Genomic DNA, 16903 nt, shown 5'->3' with positions numbered 1-16903 from the left:
CGTCGTGCGCTGTTTGAAAAGCACAAAATGGGTGCTGATCAGGTCGTGATGTGAGGTTGCTTCACTTCAGCGCGGAGTCGAGCAGACCCTCGAGTCGGCCCAGGTCACCGTCCAGCTCCGACACGGTGCGGCGCACCACCGCGACATCTTTGCCGATGAATTCGCCGACCCGGGCGATGAAGGCCTCGGCCGAGCCGGTGGCGGCGATGCCGCCCAGTGCGCGGCTCGCGGCGCTGCCGTGGGTGAGGGCGCTCAGCAGCGTCGCCTCGTCGATGCCCAGCCGGTCGCCCAACCGCACTCCCTCGGCAACCGCGCCGATCTGTGCCGCGAACAAGGCGTTGTTCACCAGCTTCACCCGTTGCCCGGAACCGACCGGGCCGACGTGCAACACCGGGTCGGCATAGGCCGTCAGCACCTCGCGGGCCCGGGACACTGCGTCCTCGTCACCGCCGGCGAAGACCGTGACGGTCCCGGCCGCGATGTCGTGTGGTCCACCGCTGACCGGGGCGTCGATGATCGCGACGCGGCGGGCGGCGCCACGTTCGGCGAGGGCTTCGGCGGTGCGGGGGCTGCCGGTGGTGTGCAGCACCAGGACCGAACCTTCCGGCACCTCGTCGATCAGATCCGGGCACAGCGCGAGCACCTGGTCATCGGTGAACACGCAGATGATCGTCACCTCGGCGTCGGTGACCGCCGCGCGCGGTGAGTCCACCGGCTCGGCCCCGAGTGCGGCCACCGCAGCGCGTTTTTCGTCGTCCCGGCCCAGTGCCCGGACCTGGTGCCCGGCGTCAGCCAGGCGGCGCACCATCGGTGCGCCCATCCGGCCGGCGCCGATGAAGCCGACGCGCATCAGCGGGGATGGTTCATGATGGCCAGGGCATTGTCGGCCGCGTCAAACACGGCGCCCTGGGGTGCCGAAGCATCGTCGGCCAGGCTGGCCGCATGCCGGCAGTCCTTCTGCAGCAGCGCACCGGCGATCGGGGCCAGGTTGTCCAGCGTGCCGCCGAACATCGCAATGCTGTTGAGCGCCTTGCTGGTGGCCGAGCCGCGCGAGATCACCTCGCACAGCGCGGTGCGCGGAACCCCCAGCGCCTCACCGAGTTCCAGCGCGCTCATGGCAGCCCCGAGGTTCGCGCTGAACAGCAGGTTGTTCAGGATCTTGGCGACCTGTCCGGCCCCGACACCACCGAGGTGCACGATCGGGTCGGCGTAGGTGGCGAACACCGGACGCACCTTTTCGACGGTCTCTTCGTCGCCGCCGACCATCACCAGCAGGGTGCCGGCCGAGGCGGCCGGCTCGCCGCCGCTGACCGGCGCGTCGATCACCGTGACGCCTTGTTCCGCCGCCTTTTCCGCGATCTCGCGGCAGGTGTCGGGATGCACCGTCGAATGGATGGCGATGATCCCGCCCGGGGCCAGCCCGGCGAGCACCCCGGTCTCGCCGTCCAGTACCTGGCGGACGTCGTCGTCGCCCACCACGCACAGGCAGACGAGGTCGCTGGCGGCAGCCAACTCCGCCGGGGATCCCGCGGTCTTGGCGGCGGTGTCGGCGAAGGGCTCCAGCGAGGCCGGGCGCCGGGCCCACAGGGTGGTCTCGAAGCCGCCTTCGGCGATCCGCCGGGCCATCGGTGCCCCCTGGCTGCCCAACCCGATAAATCCGACTCGCATCAACGTGCCTCCACTTCCACTTCGGTTTTCACAGTCTCACGGGCGTGGCCGGCCACGCACTCGTCGGCAAACGCCAACACCGCGCGGTGGTAGGCCCCTGCGGTCAGTCCCACGCTCAGGTTGTGGCCGCTGTCGGGCAGTTCTGCGGTCTGCACCCGCGGCGCGGCGGTGAACATCGCCGCGATCCCGGCCAGCGCTTCGGCGTCGGACTCCCAGACGTTCTCGTACTGGCCGGCCAGGAACTGTACCGGGACTCGGGTCTGCCCGGCCAGCATCGGAAAGTCCTGTCGTGACCAGGTTTTCACGATGTCGCCCTCGTACGGGGCGCCGCCTGCGGACAGTCCCGCGCCGATCACGTCGGACGGGTAGAGCCGCGCCGGCTCCCAGAGCAGCTCCCGCAGACCACGCGGGCGGTTCTGCGGCGAGGCGCCGCGCAGCATCTCCTGGGCACTCGGGTGATAGCGGCGGCCGGTGCCGGCCAGTGAGACGCCGAGCACCTCGGGCTGCGCCACGGCCAGATGCAGGGCCAGCTCGCAACCCAGCGAGTGGCCCAACACGAACAGGTCGGCGGTACCGGCGATGCGCTCGATCACGCCCCACGCCAGGGCAACCCGCTGCTCGGGCCGCATCATGGCGTCCGGATAGGCCGCCGAGGCGCCGTAGCCGGGGCGATCCAGGGCGATCACGGTGTAGCCCTGGGCGACCGCGATCCGCAGCAGTGACAGCTCGGCATGGCCGGGGCAGTCGAAGTACGCCGACGTGGTGGCGCCGCCGTGTAATGCGACGACGACGGCGCGTTGGTCCGGGGCTTCGGCCACCACCGCCGACATCGGCACGCCGTCGACCATCACCACCCTGGGGTGCGGCTCGGCCTTGCTCATGGGTCTAGTCGTCCCGGCGCATCAGCAGTACGCCGCTCGGGGTCAGGCCGCCGCTGCTGGCCACCGCGACACGGGCATCGGCCACCTGACGCTCGCCGGCCTCACCGCGCAACTGGGTGACCGCCTCATGGATCAGGCCCATGCCGTGCGTACGGCCGTGCGAGAGCTGCCCACCGTGGGTGTTGAGCGGGATGATGCCGTCGCGGGCGATGTTGTGGCCGCCGTCGAGGAAGTCCTTGGCCTCGCCGATGCCGCAGAAGCCCAGCCCCTCCAGCCAGGACAGGCAGTTGAAGCTGAATCCGTCATAGAGCTCGGCGACGTCGACATCGCTGGGGCGCAACGAGGTTCGTGACCACATGTGTGCGCTCTGGCCCAACACCTGGGGTTCGTGGGTGAGCGTGGTCTGGTCCCAGTCGAGGCGTTCGACGATCTGGGTGCCCACCGCCTCGAACAGGATCGGCGGTTTGGCGAGATCACGCGCAGCGTCGACCGCTGACACGATGACGGCCACCGCGCCGTCACACGGCACGTCGCAGTCATACAGACCGAACGGCGTCGTGATCATGCGGGCCGACAGATAGTCGTCCATGGTCATCGGATCGCGGTAGATGGCCGTCGGGTTCAGCGCGGCGTTGGCGCGCTGGTTGAGCGCGATCCAGCCGAGGGTCTCGCGCGTGGTGCCGTATCGGTCGAAGTGGCGACCGGCGTTCTGCGCCAACGTGTGTGCGGCGGAGGTGGCGCCGTACGGGTGCTGCCAGTTGTCGCTGCGGCCACCCATCGGAGGGGACATCTTGCCCTCCTTGACCAACTGGCCGAACGTTGCCTCCCACAGAGTGCGGAAGCACAGCACGTGGCGGGCCATACCGGTGGCGACCGCCATCATCGCCGCGATCACCGAACCGCCCGGCCCGAAGGTGTCCATCCCGCCGTTGATCCACGTCGGTCGCAGCCCGAGCGCACCTTCGAGCGCGCTCACGCCGCCTTCGCCCATCCCGGCGATGGCCAGCCCGGGATAGGTGGACAGACCGTCGATGTCGTCGAAGGTCAAACCGGCGTCGGCGACGGCCTTTTCGGCGGCATCGATGGTCAGCGACAGCGGGGGCACCATCTGGCGGCGACCGATCTTGGACATCCCGATGCCGGTGATCGCCGAGTGGTCCTCGAACTTCTCCTTGGTCAGCATCGGCCGCACGTACTTGGCGACGTCCTGGGGCGCGACGGGTTCGGCAACAGGAGGAGTGGCGGTGGTGTCGGCCGAGGGTTTGAACACCGGCAGCCAGACATCCTCGATGTGCTGAAAATCGACCTCTACGGGCATCCCGAGTTTGAGGTCCTCGGAATCGCACTCGACGATGTTGGTGGTGAGCCGGACCCGGGGATCCTCGGCGACGGCGACCTCGGCCACCACGTACGGCGGTGGCATGTCGGGGAAGCCGAACCGGTGGTTGACCGTGAACCCGGCCAGCGACCCGCGTCCCGATACGTCGCGGACACCCATGTTGTGGCTGCGACAGTAGCGGCAGATCGGCTGTGGCGGATGGATCAGGGCGTTGCAGTCCTGACATTCCTGGATGCGCAGCACCCCGTCGGCGCCCGCCGTCCAGTAGTACTCGTTGAGCGTGGTGACCGTGGGGAGCGGACGTCCCGGTATCTCTGACAAACTCGGCTCCGGTGGTAAGCAGGTTATTCTGTGTGGAGAATCACGTTACCAGTTTCCGGTATCGGTGATCCATTGCCCTGTGCTCAGCCGGCCTCGCGTTCGGTCCGTGTCTCCCGCAACTCGATGATCGCGTGCACCGGGCAGTCGAGCAGGGCCCGCCGGACCGCGTCCTGGTCGGCCTCGGGGATGTTGCCGTCACCTTTGAGCACGGCGTAGCCCCAATCGTCGAGCGGGAAGTACTCGGGGGCGTGCTTGGCGCACAACCCGAAGCCATCGCACAACGTGCGATCCAGCTTGACCTTCATACCGCGACCACCGCCTCCAGAGACTCCACTTCGTAGGGCCGCGCGGCGGTGAAGGCACCGGAACGGCAGGTCTGACAGCCACTTTCGAGGTGCCGCTGGACCAGGTCGGGGAACTGGGCCAGCAGGCTGGCCGCCACGTTGGCGGCACCGTCGAGCGTGGCGCAGGCGCCCCGGCCGCGCAGCACCACCGACCAACGCCGCAGCCGTTCCACGTCTTCTGCAGTGGCATCACCGTCGCGCAGCGCGGTGGCCACGGCCGCCATCGCGGCGGTGCCGTTGAAGCACGAACCGCACTGCCCGGCGTTCTCCCGGTCGAAGTACGCCAGCACCGACGCCGCCACCGCCACCGGGCAGTCGTCGGTGAGGATGCCGATCGCCCCGCAGCCCAGTCCGCTGCCGAGGGCCCGGACGGATTCGTGATCCAGCGTGGCCCCGAGGATGTCGCGATTGACCAGGCCGGCGAAGTAGCCGCCGAGCAACGCTCCGCGGACGTTGTCGCTCGAAACGCCGTGCAAGGTCAGCAGGTCGGCGAAGGCGATGCCGTGCGGGAGTTCGTACAACGCGGGCGGGAGTCCGGCCCCGGTGATGGTGGCCAGAAATGTGCCGGGGGAGGCCTCGGTGCCCAGCGCACGGAACGCCTGCGCGCCGTGCTGGTGGAGGTAGGCCAGGTGGGCCAGCGTCTCGACATTGCTGATCAGGGTCGGCTTGCCGGCCACCCCCTCCTCGAACGGGCGGGGCGGTTTGTCGGTGGGCTTGGCCGGGCCGCCGTTGACGACGTGCACCGCGGCGGTCTCCTCGCCGGCCACGTAACCCGGTGTGACGGTAACCAATTCGACCTGCGGGCCGTCCCGGCCGTCTGCTCGCTCGGCGAGGGCACGTTCGACGGCGGCTGCTGCCTGAGCATCCGACACGTACACCACGGCGCGCTCGGCGCGCACGATCGCCGTCGCCAGCCGCAGGCCGTCGAGCACGGCATGGGGGCGGTTGCGCAGCAACCAGCGATCCTTGATCGAGGCGGGCTCACCCTCTTCGCCATTGGCGATCACCACCGTGCCATTTGCGTCGCGCTGCCCGTTGTCGCGCACCGTCCGCAGCTTGACCGCCAGCGGGAAGGCCGCACCGCCGCGGCCGAGCAGGCCGCTCGCGGACACCTCGGCCAGCAGCTGGTCCGGATCTGCAAGGGGGCCATAGCCGCCCGCCTGCTTGTAGTCGGCCAGGCTTTCGGTCCCGTCGCGCAGCAGGCGCGGCGTGAGCCCCGGCCATACCGCAACCGTCAGTTCGGCTGTCATCGTCACATCCCGTCCCCGGTTAGGCTTACCGGCATGAGAACTGCGGTGGTGCGCGTCGGGGTCGACCCGGCTGGGGAGCTCGGGGCGCAGCAGCTATCCGACGGCATGGCAACGCTCCGTGAGTTGCTGGGTGAACGAGGGGCCGAGGTGCTGGACAATCAGCTCGCCGGACTGCCCGCGCAGCGCCGCGAGGTCGAGGTACTGATCGCCGGTGACAACGCGCCAGAGCTGCAGGCAATTGCCATGGAATTGTGCGCCAAGGCTTTTGGGACGACGCCGAGCGCCGGCGTGGTCACCTTCGTGAGTCGCGGAACCGACGAGGACGCGCTGGGTGTGCTGGCCGGCTTCGGGCTCACCGGTGAGGTGAGCCGAACCGTCGACCAGGACGGGTGGGACGTCGTCACGGTGGTTCTGCACAAGACCGATCTGACCCGCATCCCGGAAAGCCGTATCCACACGGCGCTGGAGGCCTCGCTGAACTGTGAGGTCCACATTCACACGGTTTGAGCCCGCATCTGCGGTGCTCATGACGACCTCAGGAACTCGACGATGGCCGGGGCGGCCTGCACCCAGGTGTCGAACAGGCAGAACGTCTTGCCGCCGCTCTGGGCGAACTTCTCGCCGGCCCGCTCCCAGGCGTCCTCGGGCCAGGGGGGATCGATCAGCTTGGAACCCTTGATCAGGCAGCTCACCTCAAGCGAGGTGCGCTTGGGGTGGTCCCAGTCGTTCTCGCCGCCCCGGATGATCAGGGTGGGCACGGTGATGTTGTCGAACATCTCGTCCGGCACGCCGGGGATGGTCTGGCCGGGTTTGGACACGAACGCGTTCAGCCAGCGCAGCATGACCTTGAGGAACTCGTCGGGGTCGAGATCGAGCAGGCGCTGACGGTTGGCCGGATTCTGCTCGATCCGTTCACGCCACTCCGGCACGCTCAGCAATCCCTTGATGCCGAGACCGCGCACCGCCAGGATGCTCGGTGTCACATAGTGCCCGCCCAGGACGAATGATCCGTACACGCCGCCGACGATGTTCCACACCACCAGCTTTCGGACGATCTGCGGGTACAGCATCGTGGTGAGCATGGAATCCCGCGCGCCGCCGGAACCGCCGAGGATGTAGCACGGCCCGATGTCGAGTGCGGTGATCAGCTTGTAGAGCGTCTCGGCCCGCATGTGCGATTCGCTCTGCCCGTAGAACTGCACATCCGAGCGGCCACAGTTGGGCCGGTCCCACAGCAGCACCCGGTAGCCGCCCTCGACCAGGGCCTCGGCCAGCGGTCGCAGACCCGGAATGTCCTTGCTGAACCGGCCGCCCGGCGTCAGCGCGATGAAATCGCCCTGCTCGCCCAGGATCTCGTAGACGACGTTGCCGCCGTTGATCGCGATCGTCTTCTCGCCCGGCTTGAGCTCGGGGGTACCCAGGGTCGCCGTTGCCTCACTCATCACGCCATCACCAACACTTCTTCTCCAACCACTCGAACCGGGTAGGTACGGATGCTCCATTCCGGCTTCACCGCGGTGGTGCCGGTCGCCAACTCGAAACCCCATTGGTGCCAGGGGCAGTAGATGTACTCCATGTCGCGCACCATCACCGCGTCGCCGGGCACGTTCTCGTCGACCACGGTGCGGCCGCGAGCACGGCCCGAGCACAGCGGACCGCCCTCGTGCGGACAGTAGTTCGCGATGGCATAGAAGGTGCCGTTGACGTTGTAGACGCCGACACCGTGCCGACCGATGGGCACCAGTTTGTGGGTGCCGGGCGGGATTTCGTCGACGGTGGCGACGACGTGTTCGCGTCCCTGTGCGAGTCGGGGGCGCTTCGGTTGGTCTGTCACTAGAACACCCGGGCCTGTCCCTCGAGGACCGGTACGGTCTCGGGCAGTTTGTAGGTCTCGATGCCGTTGCGGAACATGATCGCTTCGCGGGCATGTTCGGGCAGGTGCTTGACCAGCCAGCGGGGATCGTCGAACGTCCAGTGCGGGTAGTCGCTGGAGTACAGCAGGATCTTGTCGCATTCCATCCACTCGAACGCCCGGGACAGCTCGGTCTTGTCCTCGGGATAGTCCAGCGGCTGGGTGGTGAACTTGATGTGGTCCTTGACGTATTCGCTCGGCTTGCGCTTGATGTCCATGTAGGGCCGCCGTGCTTTATAGATGGCGTCCATCCGCCACATCAGGGGCAGGATCCAGGTGAAGGCATGCTCGACGAACACGATCCGCAGCGTCGGGAACCGGTCGAACACCCCGTCGAAGATCAGACTCATCACCTGGTTGGCCGCCAGCAACGAGTAGCTGACCATGAAGTCGTGGTTGTAGCTGGGCAGGCCCACCGGCGGGGTCGGAAGCGTCTCGTACTCGCCGCGGGACAGGTGGCAGCTGACCGTGATGTCGTGTTTGGTGGCCGCGGCCCAGATCGGGTCGTACTTCGGGTCACCCCAGGACGGGCGTGGTTCGGCCTTCATCAGGATCTGCGCCATGTAGGGGTGTTCGGCCCACTGCTCGATCTCGGCCACCGCGGTCTGCGGTTCCTCGATGGCGATGCAGATCGACCCGCGCCAGCGTTGGTGCCAGTTGTTGTGGTCATCCAGCCAGTGGTTGGCCAGCCACCGGTTGACGGCCGTGCAGTAGGCCGCGGTGGCCTCGGGCAGCCGGTGCTCGGAGTGTGTCGGTTCCAAGATGGCGATGTCGGAGCCGGCCTCCATGATCAGCTGGCGCAGCGCCATGTCGGGGTCGCTGCAGGCGAACTCGCCATCGGGAGGGAACGCGTCCACGCGCATCGCGTAGGCGTGCGCGTAATCCGGAGCGTCGTAGTAGATTTGCTCGCCGACCTTGTGGCTCAGAAAGTACTTGCTGCGCCAGGGCTCGGGGATGTAGTCGAGTAGCTCGCCGCGCCGCGGCATCGGGTGCACGTCGGAGTCGACGCAGCGAATCGCGATGCGTTCGGTGGCCGGCACCCGCGGGTTCGTCGTGATGGGCTGTGTGGTTGTCATGAGGTCTTCCTCACTGCCTCTACTGGGCCGCGGCTGCGGACGATGGGACGGCACTGGCGAACTCACCTTCCAGGCCGTAAAGCTTTGCGGCATTGCGCCACAACAGCTTGTCGCGCTGTTCGGGGCTGAACGCGCTGGGGATCTTCGGCTCGTTCAGCTGCCAATGCGGGTAGCTGGAGCCGTACATCACCATGTCTTCCTTGCCGGTGAAACTCAGCCACTCACCGGCGAAGTCGACGTCACCCGGACCGTCGAGTGCGCCCTGGACGAAGTAGACGTGATCCGGTAGGTAATCGCTGGGCATCTTGGGGGCCCACGGCGTCTGTTCCAGATGGGGGCGACCGAAGCAGTCCATCCGCCACATGAACGGGGTCAACATGTCCGCGGCCCCGTCGGCCCAGACGAATTTCAGATCGGGGGTCCGTTCGAACACGCCTTCGGCGATCATGTTCATCAGGTGATAGATGTAGTTGAGCGCCATGAAACCCAGGTATTGCTCGTAGGTTCTGGTCTTGCCCGATGGGGTTGGCGCGAACTGGATTCCGGCCCCGCCCTCGATGTGCACGGCCACCGGTAGACCGGCCTCGGCGGCTGCCTCCCACAACGGCCAGAACTGCGGCTTGCCATAGAGTTCGCGCGACTGCATCGGGATGCCGATCTGCACGACTCGGGGGTGGTCCTTGTACTTGTCGATTTCGCGCAGGGCGCCGACGATGTCGTCGGGATTGACCCGGATAGTGCCGCGGAAGCGCTCACCGTGCTCGTGGTGTTCGAGCCAGCGCGACACCATCATCGCGTTGTGTGCGGCCGCCAGCGCGGTACCGAGGTGGCGGTCGGGCATGATGCCGCGGGTCATCGGGTGCAGGATCGCAATGTCGACACCGCGTTCGGTGAACAGGTGCTGCGCAGCGATGTCGGGGTCGGAGCCGGGGTACTGGCGGTCGGGCCCCTTGGTGCCCTTGGCATATTCGCCACCCGGCGCGCCGTACCAGTTCATCTCGTAATCGGGAAAGCCGCGACTGGCGAACGGCTCCTTCAGGAAGTTCTGCCGCAGGTCTTTGTTCGATCCGAAGAAGACGTGCACGCTCGCATCGATGAGCGGTGTTTGGGCACTGCCGGGCTGGGCGGGGTCGTTGATTGCCAAGTCTGTCCTCCGATGTTCGTCCGGACGAGTCGTGCCCACCGCAGATGGCGACGTGCGTCTCACGCCGGACCGTACCGCCAGTCTAGATCCATATTCTTCAATATCAAGAACATAGTTCTCGGAAGAACTAAGCGCTTCGCTGCAGGTAAGCGCCGGTGCTGGTCGTCCAGTCGGTGGCCTGTTCAGGAGAACCGGTACTTGCTGAAGGAGAATGTCACAACATAGAAAGAGAATGCTATTCTCATTCGGACGTGACAGTGGGTCAGGAGGCGGTGGGTGCTACTCGAATTCGATGCCGATCAGCGGCTATGGCAGGAAACCGTGCGCGACGCGGTGACCAAACAGTGCCCGGCCACGCTGGTCCGTGAAGTGGCCGAGCAGGGTGTCGACCCGGCACCGCTGTGGCAGAGCTACATCGATCAGGGCTGGACGGAGCTGACCGACTCGGAGAACGCGGTCGAGCTGGCCATCGTGCTCGAGGAACTCGGCCGGGCCACCGATCTGACGCCGTACCTGGCCACCATGACGCAGTACGCACCGCTGGTGGGGGACCGCTTCGATGCGGCCGTGGCCGGCGCCGCGGTGTACAGCGGGGTCACCGCCATCCGGGATGCCACCGGTTGGGTGCTCAGCGGTATCGCGCACCACGTGCTCGACGGCGACCGTGCGCAGAACCTGGCCGTGGTGACCGATGGCGGCGTGTTCCTGGTCGACGCCGCCGAGGTGGTCGCCCGGCGCAGCCGGATCTTCGACCCGGTGCTGCACGTGGCCGAGGTGTCCTTTGACGATGTCCACGTCGACGACACCGACCGTATTCATGCGGATACCGAGAAGGCCCGTCACCTGGCCCTGACCGGGATGGCGATCACCATGGTGGGGGCTTCGCAGCGAGTGCTCGACCTGGCTCTGGAACACGCCAAACAGCGGCAGCAGTTCGGGGTGGCGATCGGGTCGTTCCAAGCTGTGCAGCACAAGGCCGTCGACATGCACGTCGCGATCGAAAGGGCGCGGGCGCTCTCGTATTTCGCCGCGCTGACCATCGCCGCCGACGACCCGCGTCGGCGGTTGGCCTCGGCGATGGCCAAGGCCGCGGCCGGGGAATGCCAGGCGGTGGTGTTCCGGCACGGCCTGCAGCTGTTCGGGGCCATGGGATTCACCTGGGAGAACGACGTGCAGTTCGCGCTGAAGCGGGCCAAGGCCGGCGAGCTGATGCTCGGCGGCGCCGCCGAGCATCGCGCGACGATCGCCGCCGAGTACCGCACGACCTACAGGGGACTGTGACATGCAGCTGACATACGATTCCGACGTCGAGGAGTTCCGCGCCGAATTCTCGGCTTTCCTGGATGCCAATCTCCCGTCGGAGGCGCAGACGTTGGAGCGCCCCCGCTCGGTGTCGCACATGCCGCAGTGGGCCCGCGACTGGCAGCGGCTGCTGTTCGACAACGGATGGCTGCTGCCGGCCCAGCCGCCGGAGTTCGGCGGCCGCAATGCCACGGTGGTGCAGACCTTCGTCCACCTCGACGAGCTGTGCCGGCGCCGGATCTACCACAGCTTCAACCCGCAGGGTGTCAATATCATTGCGGCATCGCTGCTTTCGTTCGGATCCGACGAGCAGAAGCAACGCTGGGCGGTGCCGGTGCTGCGCGGTGAGAAGACCGCGTCGCTGGGCATGAGCGAGCCGAGTGCGGGTTCGGACCTCGCCTCGCTGCGTACCCGCGCGGTGTCCGATGGCGATGACTTCGTGGTCAACGGCCAGAAGGTCTGGACCTCGGGCGCCCACGACGCCGACTGGCTGCTGACGTTCGTGCGCACCGACCCGGATGCCCCGAAGCACAAGGGCATCAGCGTGCTGATCATCCCGACCGACACCCCCGGTGTGGTGTGCCGGCCGTTCGCCGACATGACCGGCGAGGAGAACCTGGACTTCAACGAGGTCTTCTTCACCGACGCCCGGGTGCCGGCCGAGAACCTGGTCGGACCGCTCAACGGCGGCTGGGGGGTGGCCAACGGCTCGCTGGGCCACGAGCGCACGATGATGTGGCTGGGCTTCGCCGATCGCATCGACAACATGCTGGCCGACTTCTCGCCGAAGACCGAGCTGGAACGCGACCAGTACGCCACCACGGTGATGGACTACCAAGCCCTGCGGGCCATGGGTTCTGCCGCACTGGCGAAGGCCTCGCGCGGCGAAGCAGACACCGCCTCGGTGTCGGTGCTCAAGCTGTTCGGCTCCGAAGCCGAGCGCAACGCGTTCGAGAACGCGCTGACGGCGGCCGGACCGGACGGGTTGACCCACCCGACCACCACGGGGCCATACGCGCACATGAACCTCGACCACTACTTCATGAGCTGGTTCGAGCGCTATGCCCGCAGCTTCGGCGGCACCATCGCCGGTGGTACCTCAGAGATCCAGCGCAACATCATCGCCACCCAGGTGCTGGGGTTGCCGCGCCGCTGAGTTTCTCTTGGCGAGGGGATATTCCGCTGTCGCGACCCCGCACTGTCACAGTCACGGGCGCTACTGTCACGCGCTCTTTTGTCACGCCAGAGTGGCTCCCGAGCTCGGGAGCCACTCTGGCGTGACAAAAGAGGGCCGCGGGGACCGTAGCCCCGGAGCAACGTTAAGGTTTACCGCGATCACTCGCCTCGGATGCCGACTCCTCGAAGCACGGTGTCACGGGCCAGGATCAAAGCGTTGCGGGTGCCGATGTCGGCCAGGATGTTCTCGGGAATCCACTGCTCGCCGATGATGCAGCGGGCCAGCATGTCCGATCCGGCCTTGTCGATGTGGATGTCGCCGGCCCGGATACCTTCGGACAGCAGGGATTTCATCTGGCGGATCCGGGTGGTGAACGACCAGGCCGGGTTGGCCGAGTCCGGTGGCGAATGGCGCAGCCACGCCAATTGGATGCGGAACTCGTCGGGAAACTGGTCCAGTGCGTTGATATTCAGCCAGCTCAATGCGTCGAGCTTTTCCACCGCAGTGGAGTCGGTTCGGACGATCTCGGCCCAGGCACCACCGACCTTGCGCCCGAATTCCAGCATGATCGACATCAACAGCTCATCTTTCGAGCCGATGATCCGGTACACCGTCCCGGTTCCCAGCCCCGCTGCGGAAGCGATATCGCGGATGGTGGTCATCTCATAGCCGCGACGGCCGAACTCTGAGCGGGCCACCGCCCGTAGATGGGCGGCTTTGAGGTCGGTGTCGTCTTCGTCGTTGTCCCAGCTGCTGATGATGGACTCGGCGGCGGCAATGGCCTTCGAGCGATCGAGCTCGGCATCGGACGGAGCCTTCGAAGCCAGACCGTCCAGTGCGATTCGGCATTTCAGGGCGGCCAGGTCGTCGGTCTTGGCGTTGTGCCGGATCACGTCGAGACCGACGTGCAGCATGCTCTGGCACAGCCGGTCTGCCAGGGTGGGCAGGTCGACATCGGAGCGGATCTCCCCGCGCCAGCGCCCGGCCCGCAGCGCCTGGACCATCGCTTCCTGGATCTTCGTGGGTTGACGACCGGTGAGCTCCATGAGTTCGGGGTCGTTGCTCGGGCCCTCGTAGAAGGACATCTGCAGCGCGGCCCGGTGCTCGACCGCGCAGCGGGCGATCGCGCGACCCAGGGTGGTGATCTGGTCGGCCACCGGGACCGGGTCAGGGTTGTCGAGGCGGCGCAACGCTTCCTCGCCCACCCGATCGAGATCGGCGTGATAGAGCCTGATCAGCTCGACGAGGATGGTTTCTTTGGACTCGAAGTGGTGATAGAGGCTGCCCGCGAGAATGCCTGCGGCATCAGCGATCTGCTGCAGCGAGCTACGGAGGCCGGTCGTGGCGATCACGGAGTTCGCGGTCTTGAGGATCTCACTGCGCCGGCTCAGCTCGCTTGGTGTCGGAGCAGACACGGCTGCGAGCGAGGCGGCACGCTTCGCGCCGGGCCGGCCGCGCTTGGAGCTGCGACCAACGGCATCGGCACCAGCCATCTCGAGCATTCCTCCTCATCGGCGTTTTCCGGGACCAACACGTGGAATTGAGCCTACCGCTCACCTAACATTTGTCCGGCTAGTCAGCTGCGGGACGCAGGAAATGCAACGTCGGCGTTGTCGGGCATGGCGCTGATCCCTCTGCGCTCACACACCTGTAGCACTTCGTCGACGATCGAGTCCGGCACGGTGAAGGCATCGGTGCGTGACACGTCGTCCAGATGGCTTTCGATGTCCTCCGCGGTGGGGTGGGTTCCGTCCTCGGCCAGCCAACCGTCGCCGAGGCCGACGAAGACCCGCGCGTAGCGCCCAGCGCATGCCGAGTAGTTGCGGTGGGTGAACGTGCAGTTTCGGCTCGCCAGGAAGGTGACCAGCGGTACGACGAGATCGGGCTGGATGGCCCGCATGAATCCGGACTCGGTGAGAAACTTCTCGTCGCCGACGGTCTCGCTGACCATCCGGGAAAAGCCGGTCGGGAGAACGGTGTTGGAGGCGATGCCGTGTGCCGCCCCTTCGATGGCGATGACGTTGGAAAGCCCGACGAGTCCGGTCTTGGCCGCCGCGTAGTGCGCTTCCATGGGCTGGCCGAAGTTGCCCGCCGACGACGAGATGAAGACGAACCGGCCGTAGGACTGCTTCATCATCACCTTGTACGCGGGCTGGCTCAGATAGAACCCGCCGTCGAGGTGCACGCGCAGCATCTGCCGCCAGTCCGGTGCGGAAATCTGTTCGAACGGAATGCTGTTGAAAATCCCCGCGTTGCTCACCACCACGTCGAGCCGGCCGAAGTTCTGCACGGCCGCGTCGACGATGGCCTGTCCGCCCTCGGCACTGGCGACCGAATCGTGGGAGGCAACCGCGTGGCCCCCGGCGGCGCAGATCTCGTCGACCACCCGGTCGGCGACCGAGGTGTCGTGACCGTCGCCGCCCATGCTGCCGCCCACATCGTTGACGATGACCGAGGCACCCCGGCGGGCCAGGTCGAGGGCATAGAGCCGGCCGAGCCCGCGCCCGGCGCCGGTCACCACTGCAACCTGTCCGGCGTAGTCGATCATGATGTTGCCCTTGTCGTTTGGTTTGTCGATTGATAGCCCGAGCGGAGTTGGGAGGGCCCGAAACAGCCGGCGCCATTGACTCCACTCAGGCGGGAACTCTACGGTGGACCAGATATTTGGTCAAACTCGACGCGGGTACGGAGGTGTCAGATGTCTGACCACGGCGGCGGTGTCGATGGCCGGTTCTCCGGGTTGGACTTGTTGGCGTCCGCGCTCGGGGGCTGCCCGGTCGCGGTGTCCGGGGACGACCCGCAGGCGGCGCCGTGGACCGACGGCAAGACCGTGTACGTCGACCCCTCGGCGCCGGCGCGCGCACAGCTCGAATCGGTGGCCGTGCAGGCGTCGCTGATCGCGGCGGGCAGCCTGGACCCGGAGGTGGTCGGCCAGTTGGCTCGGCACCGGCGGCTGGCCCGGCGTTATCTGGCTGTCGAGGGGCACCGGGCCCTGATGGCCAATGCCGCGCTCCTGCCAAACACGCTGAGCGCCTTGGCTGATCGAACCCTCGGCGAGCGCAGCGATTCGGCGGCGACATCGCTGTCGATCGCGCGCGGAAGGGATGCGTTGCCCGATCCGCCGTCGAGCTTCGGCGCGCTCAACGTCAAGAAGGTCCTGGCGACTGCCGCAGCCGCGGCCAGGCAAGCGGATCAAGAGTCTGTCGGCCATGTGCCCCGGAAGCAGGAAAAGCAGGAACTTGAGGAACTCGACGAAGACAACGTCGACGACTCCGATGATCCCGATCTGTTTTCCAGCCCGGTCGGCGGCGGCGGGGCGATCGGCAAGTGGCTGAAGAAGCTGCTGTCCTCGGCTCGCAAGACCGGCGGCAACGGCGACGGGCCGCCCGGCGCCGACTCGCCGACGCATCGGACCAACTCGACCAGGCGTGGATTGCACGCGGTGTCCTCGCTGGCCTCGGTGGCCTCGGAGGAGGTCGTCGACATCAAGACCGAGGGTGTGAAGTACCCGGAATGGAACGCCGAGCGCAGGAGCTATCGGCTCGACTGGTGCACGGTCCGTGAGGCCGATCCGCAGATCAAAGCGCACGCCACCCAGCAGATCGAGGATGCGATCAGTGTGCGGCGGCCGTTGGCGCGGCTGGGGATGGGTCTGCACCGTCGTCATCGCCAACCGCAGGGCGACGACATCGACATCGACGCCGCCCTGGAGGCGCGCGTCGAGGTGCGCGCCGGGTCGGTGCCCGACGAGGCGGTCTACCTCGACAGCCTGCGGCGCCGGCGGGACCTGTCGGTGCTGTTGCTGTTGGATGTCTCGGGTTCGGCCGCCGAGCCGGGCACTGCCGGGCGCACGGTGCACCAGCAGCAGCGCACGGCGGTCGCGCACCTGATGGTGGCGCTGCACGATCTGGGCGACCGGGTGTCGCTGTACGCGTACTACTCGCAGGGGCGGTCGGCAGTGACGATGGTTCCGGTCAAGCGGTTCAACGACCACCTCGATGCGCAGGTTTTCCGGCGGCTGAACAGCCTGGAGCCCGGGGCGTATTCGCGACTCGGCGCCGCCATCCGGCACGGGTCGGCGGTCTTGGAAGAGCGCGGTGGTACGTCGCGGCGGCTGCTGGTCGTGCTGTCCGACGGCCTGGCCTACGACCATGGTTACGAGCGGGCCTACGGCGCCGCCGACGCGCGTCGCGCCCTGACCGAGGCCCGGCGCCGGGGTACCGGCTGCGTGTGCCTGACCATCGGGGCCAGCACCGACGTGGAGTCGCTGCGGCGGGTGTTCGGTAGCGCCGCGCACGCCACCATCTCCAACCCCGATCAGCTCGCCGGCGTGATCGGGCCGATGTTCCGCTCGGCCATCCGTTCCGGTGAGGTGCGTCGTCGGGTGTCGTGACGGACCGCGTGATACCAAGCCGCAGAACGATATTGGTTGCGAAAAGTGGTTGGCGAGAATTGTGTCAGACGCTTGAAACAAACATCTGTTCCGGTT

The 16903-nt window shown here is 67.0% G+C and carries 16 protein-coding genes; 4 read left to right on the top strand and 12 right to left on the bottom strand.

Annotated features, from left to right (window positions below; translation table 11 throughout):
* Positions 1-61: 61 nt before the first annotated feature.
* The 6 genes from FR943_RS19140 to FR943_RS19115 form a co-directional block, all read right to left on the bottom strand.
* Positions 62-850, bottom strand: a complete 789-nt coding sequence (locus tag FR943_RS19140) for an NAD(P)-dependent oxidoreductase (protein ID WP_217159827.1) — start codon at positions 848-850, stop codon at positions 62-64.
* Entirely contained in the window at positions 850-1668 is an 819-nt protein-coding gene (locus FR943_RS19135) for an NAD(P)-dependent oxidoreductase (protein WP_217159826.1), read from the bottom strand. The genes FR943_RS19140 and FR943_RS19135 overlap by 1 nt, the downstream gene beginning before the upstream one ends.
* A complete protein-coding gene (locus tag FR943_RS19130) occupies positions 1668-2549 on the bottom strand; it encodes an alpha/beta fold hydrolase (RefSeq protein ID WP_217159825.1) in 882 nt (293 codons plus the stop codon). The genes FR943_RS19135 and FR943_RS19130 overlap by 1 nt, the downstream gene beginning before the upstream one ends.
* A gap of 4 nt (positions 2550-2553) precedes the next feature.
* A complete protein-coding gene (locus tag FR943_RS19125; RefSeq protein WP_217159824.1) occupies positions 2554-4209 on the bottom strand; it encodes a thiolase C-terminal domain-containing protein in 1656 nt (551 codons plus the stop codon).
* An 83-nt stretch (positions 4210-4292) separates the two neighbouring features.
* Positions 4293-4514, bottom strand: a complete 222-nt coding sequence (locus FR943_RS19120) for a ferredoxin (protein ID WP_217159823.1) — start codon at positions 4512-4514, stop codon at positions 4293-4295.
* Entirely contained in the window at positions 4511-5803 is a 1293-nt protein-coding gene (locus tag FR943_RS19115; RefSeq protein ID WP_217159822.1) for an NADH-ubiquinone oxidoreductase-F iron-sulfur binding region domain-containing protein, read from the bottom strand. Before FR943_RS19115 ends, FR943_RS19120 begins: the two co-directional genes overlap by 4 nt.
* A gap of 33 nt (positions 5804-5836) precedes the next feature.
* On the opposite strand from FR943_RS19115, the gene FR943_RS19110 reads away from it, so the two are divergent.
* On the top strand, positions 5837-6310 hold the full coding sequence (locus FR943_RS19110) for a hypothetical protein (RefSeq protein WP_217159821.1): 474 nt from the start codon (positions 5837-5839) through the stop codon (positions 6308-6310).
* Between the two features lie 17 nt (positions 6311-6327).
* On the opposite strand, the gene FR943_RS19105 is transcribed toward FR943_RS19110, so the two are convergent.
* Genes FR943_RS19105 through FR943_RS19090 form a run of 4 tightly spaced genes read right to left on the bottom strand, consistent with a single transcriptional unit; the run spans position 6328 to position 9935 of the window.
* A complete protein-coding gene (locus FR943_RS19105) occupies positions 6328-7245 on the bottom strand; it encodes an alpha/beta fold hydrolase (protein WP_217159820.1) in 918 nt (305 codons plus the stop codon).
* The gene (locus tag FR943_RS19100; protein WP_217159819.1) at positions 7245-7637 is read right to left on the bottom strand and encodes a Rieske (2Fe-2S) protein; all 393 of its coding nucleotides are present in this window, start codon (positions 7635-7637) and stop codon (positions 7245-7247) included. The genes FR943_RS19105 and FR943_RS19100 overlap by 1 nt, the downstream gene beginning before the upstream one ends.
* Complete coding sequence (locus FR943_RS19095) at positions 7637-8791, bottom strand: amidohydrolase family protein (RefSeq protein ID WP_217159818.1); 1155 nt, start codon at positions 8789-8791, stop codon at positions 7637-7639. Before FR943_RS19095 ends, FR943_RS19100 begins: the two co-directional genes overlap by 1 nt.
* A gap of 19 nt (positions 8792-8810) precedes the next feature.
* On the bottom strand, positions 8811-9935 hold the full coding sequence (locus FR943_RS19090; RefSeq protein WP_217159817.1) for an amidohydrolase family protein: 1125 nt from the start codon (positions 9933-9935) through the stop codon (positions 8811-8813).
* A gap of 276 nt (positions 9936-10211) precedes the next feature.
* Here FR943_RS19090 and FR943_RS19085 point away from each other — a divergent pair, with 276 nt between their 5' ends.
* Both FR943_RS19085 and FR943_RS19080 read left to right on the top strand, forming a co-directional pair.
* A complete protein-coding gene (locus FR943_RS19085) occupies positions 10212-11216 on the top strand; it encodes an acyl-CoA dehydrogenase family protein (RefSeq protein ID WP_217159816.1) in 1005 nt (334 codons plus the stop codon).
* Position 11217: 1 nt separating this feature from the next.
* On the top strand, positions 11218-12393 hold the full coding sequence (locus tag FR943_RS19080) for an acyl-CoA dehydrogenase family protein (RefSeq protein WP_217159815.1): 1176 nt from the start codon (positions 11218-11220) through the stop codon (positions 12391-12393).
* A 179-nt stretch (positions 12394-12572) separates the two neighbouring features.
* On the opposite strand, the gene FR943_RS19075 is transcribed toward FR943_RS19080, so the two are convergent.
* Together FR943_RS19075 and FR943_RS19070 are read right to left on the bottom strand one after the other, a co-directional pair.
* On the bottom strand, positions 12573-13907 hold the full coding sequence (locus FR943_RS19075; protein ID WP_217159961.1) for a TetR/AcrR family transcriptional regulator: 1335 nt from the start codon (positions 13905-13907) through the stop codon (positions 12573-12575).
* A gap of 83 nt (positions 13908-13990) precedes the next feature.
* On the bottom strand, positions 13991-14962 hold the full coding sequence (locus FR943_RS19070) for an SDR family NAD(P)-dependent oxidoreductase (RefSeq protein WP_217159814.1): 972 nt from the start codon (positions 14960-14962) through the stop codon (positions 13991-13993).
* A 150-nt stretch (positions 14963-15112) separates the two neighbouring features.
* Between FR943_RS19070 and FR943_RS19065 the strand changes: the two genes are divergently transcribed.
* A complete protein-coding gene (locus FR943_RS19065) occupies positions 15113-16807 on the top strand; it encodes a nitric oxide reductase activation protein NorD (protein WP_217159813.1) in 1695 nt (564 codons plus the stop codon).
* Positions 16808-16903 lie beyond the last annotated feature (96 nt).

It is taken from the genome of [Mycobacterium] fortunisiensis (assembly GCF_019050325.1).
Classification (GTDB): domain Bacteria; phylum Actinomycetota; class Actinomycetes; order Mycobacteriales; family Mycobacteriaceae; genus Mycobacterium; species Mycobacterium fortunisiensis.
The sequence above is the reverse complement of the archived record's forward strand: the minus strand, read 5'-3'. Positions and strand labels throughout refer to the sequence as shown.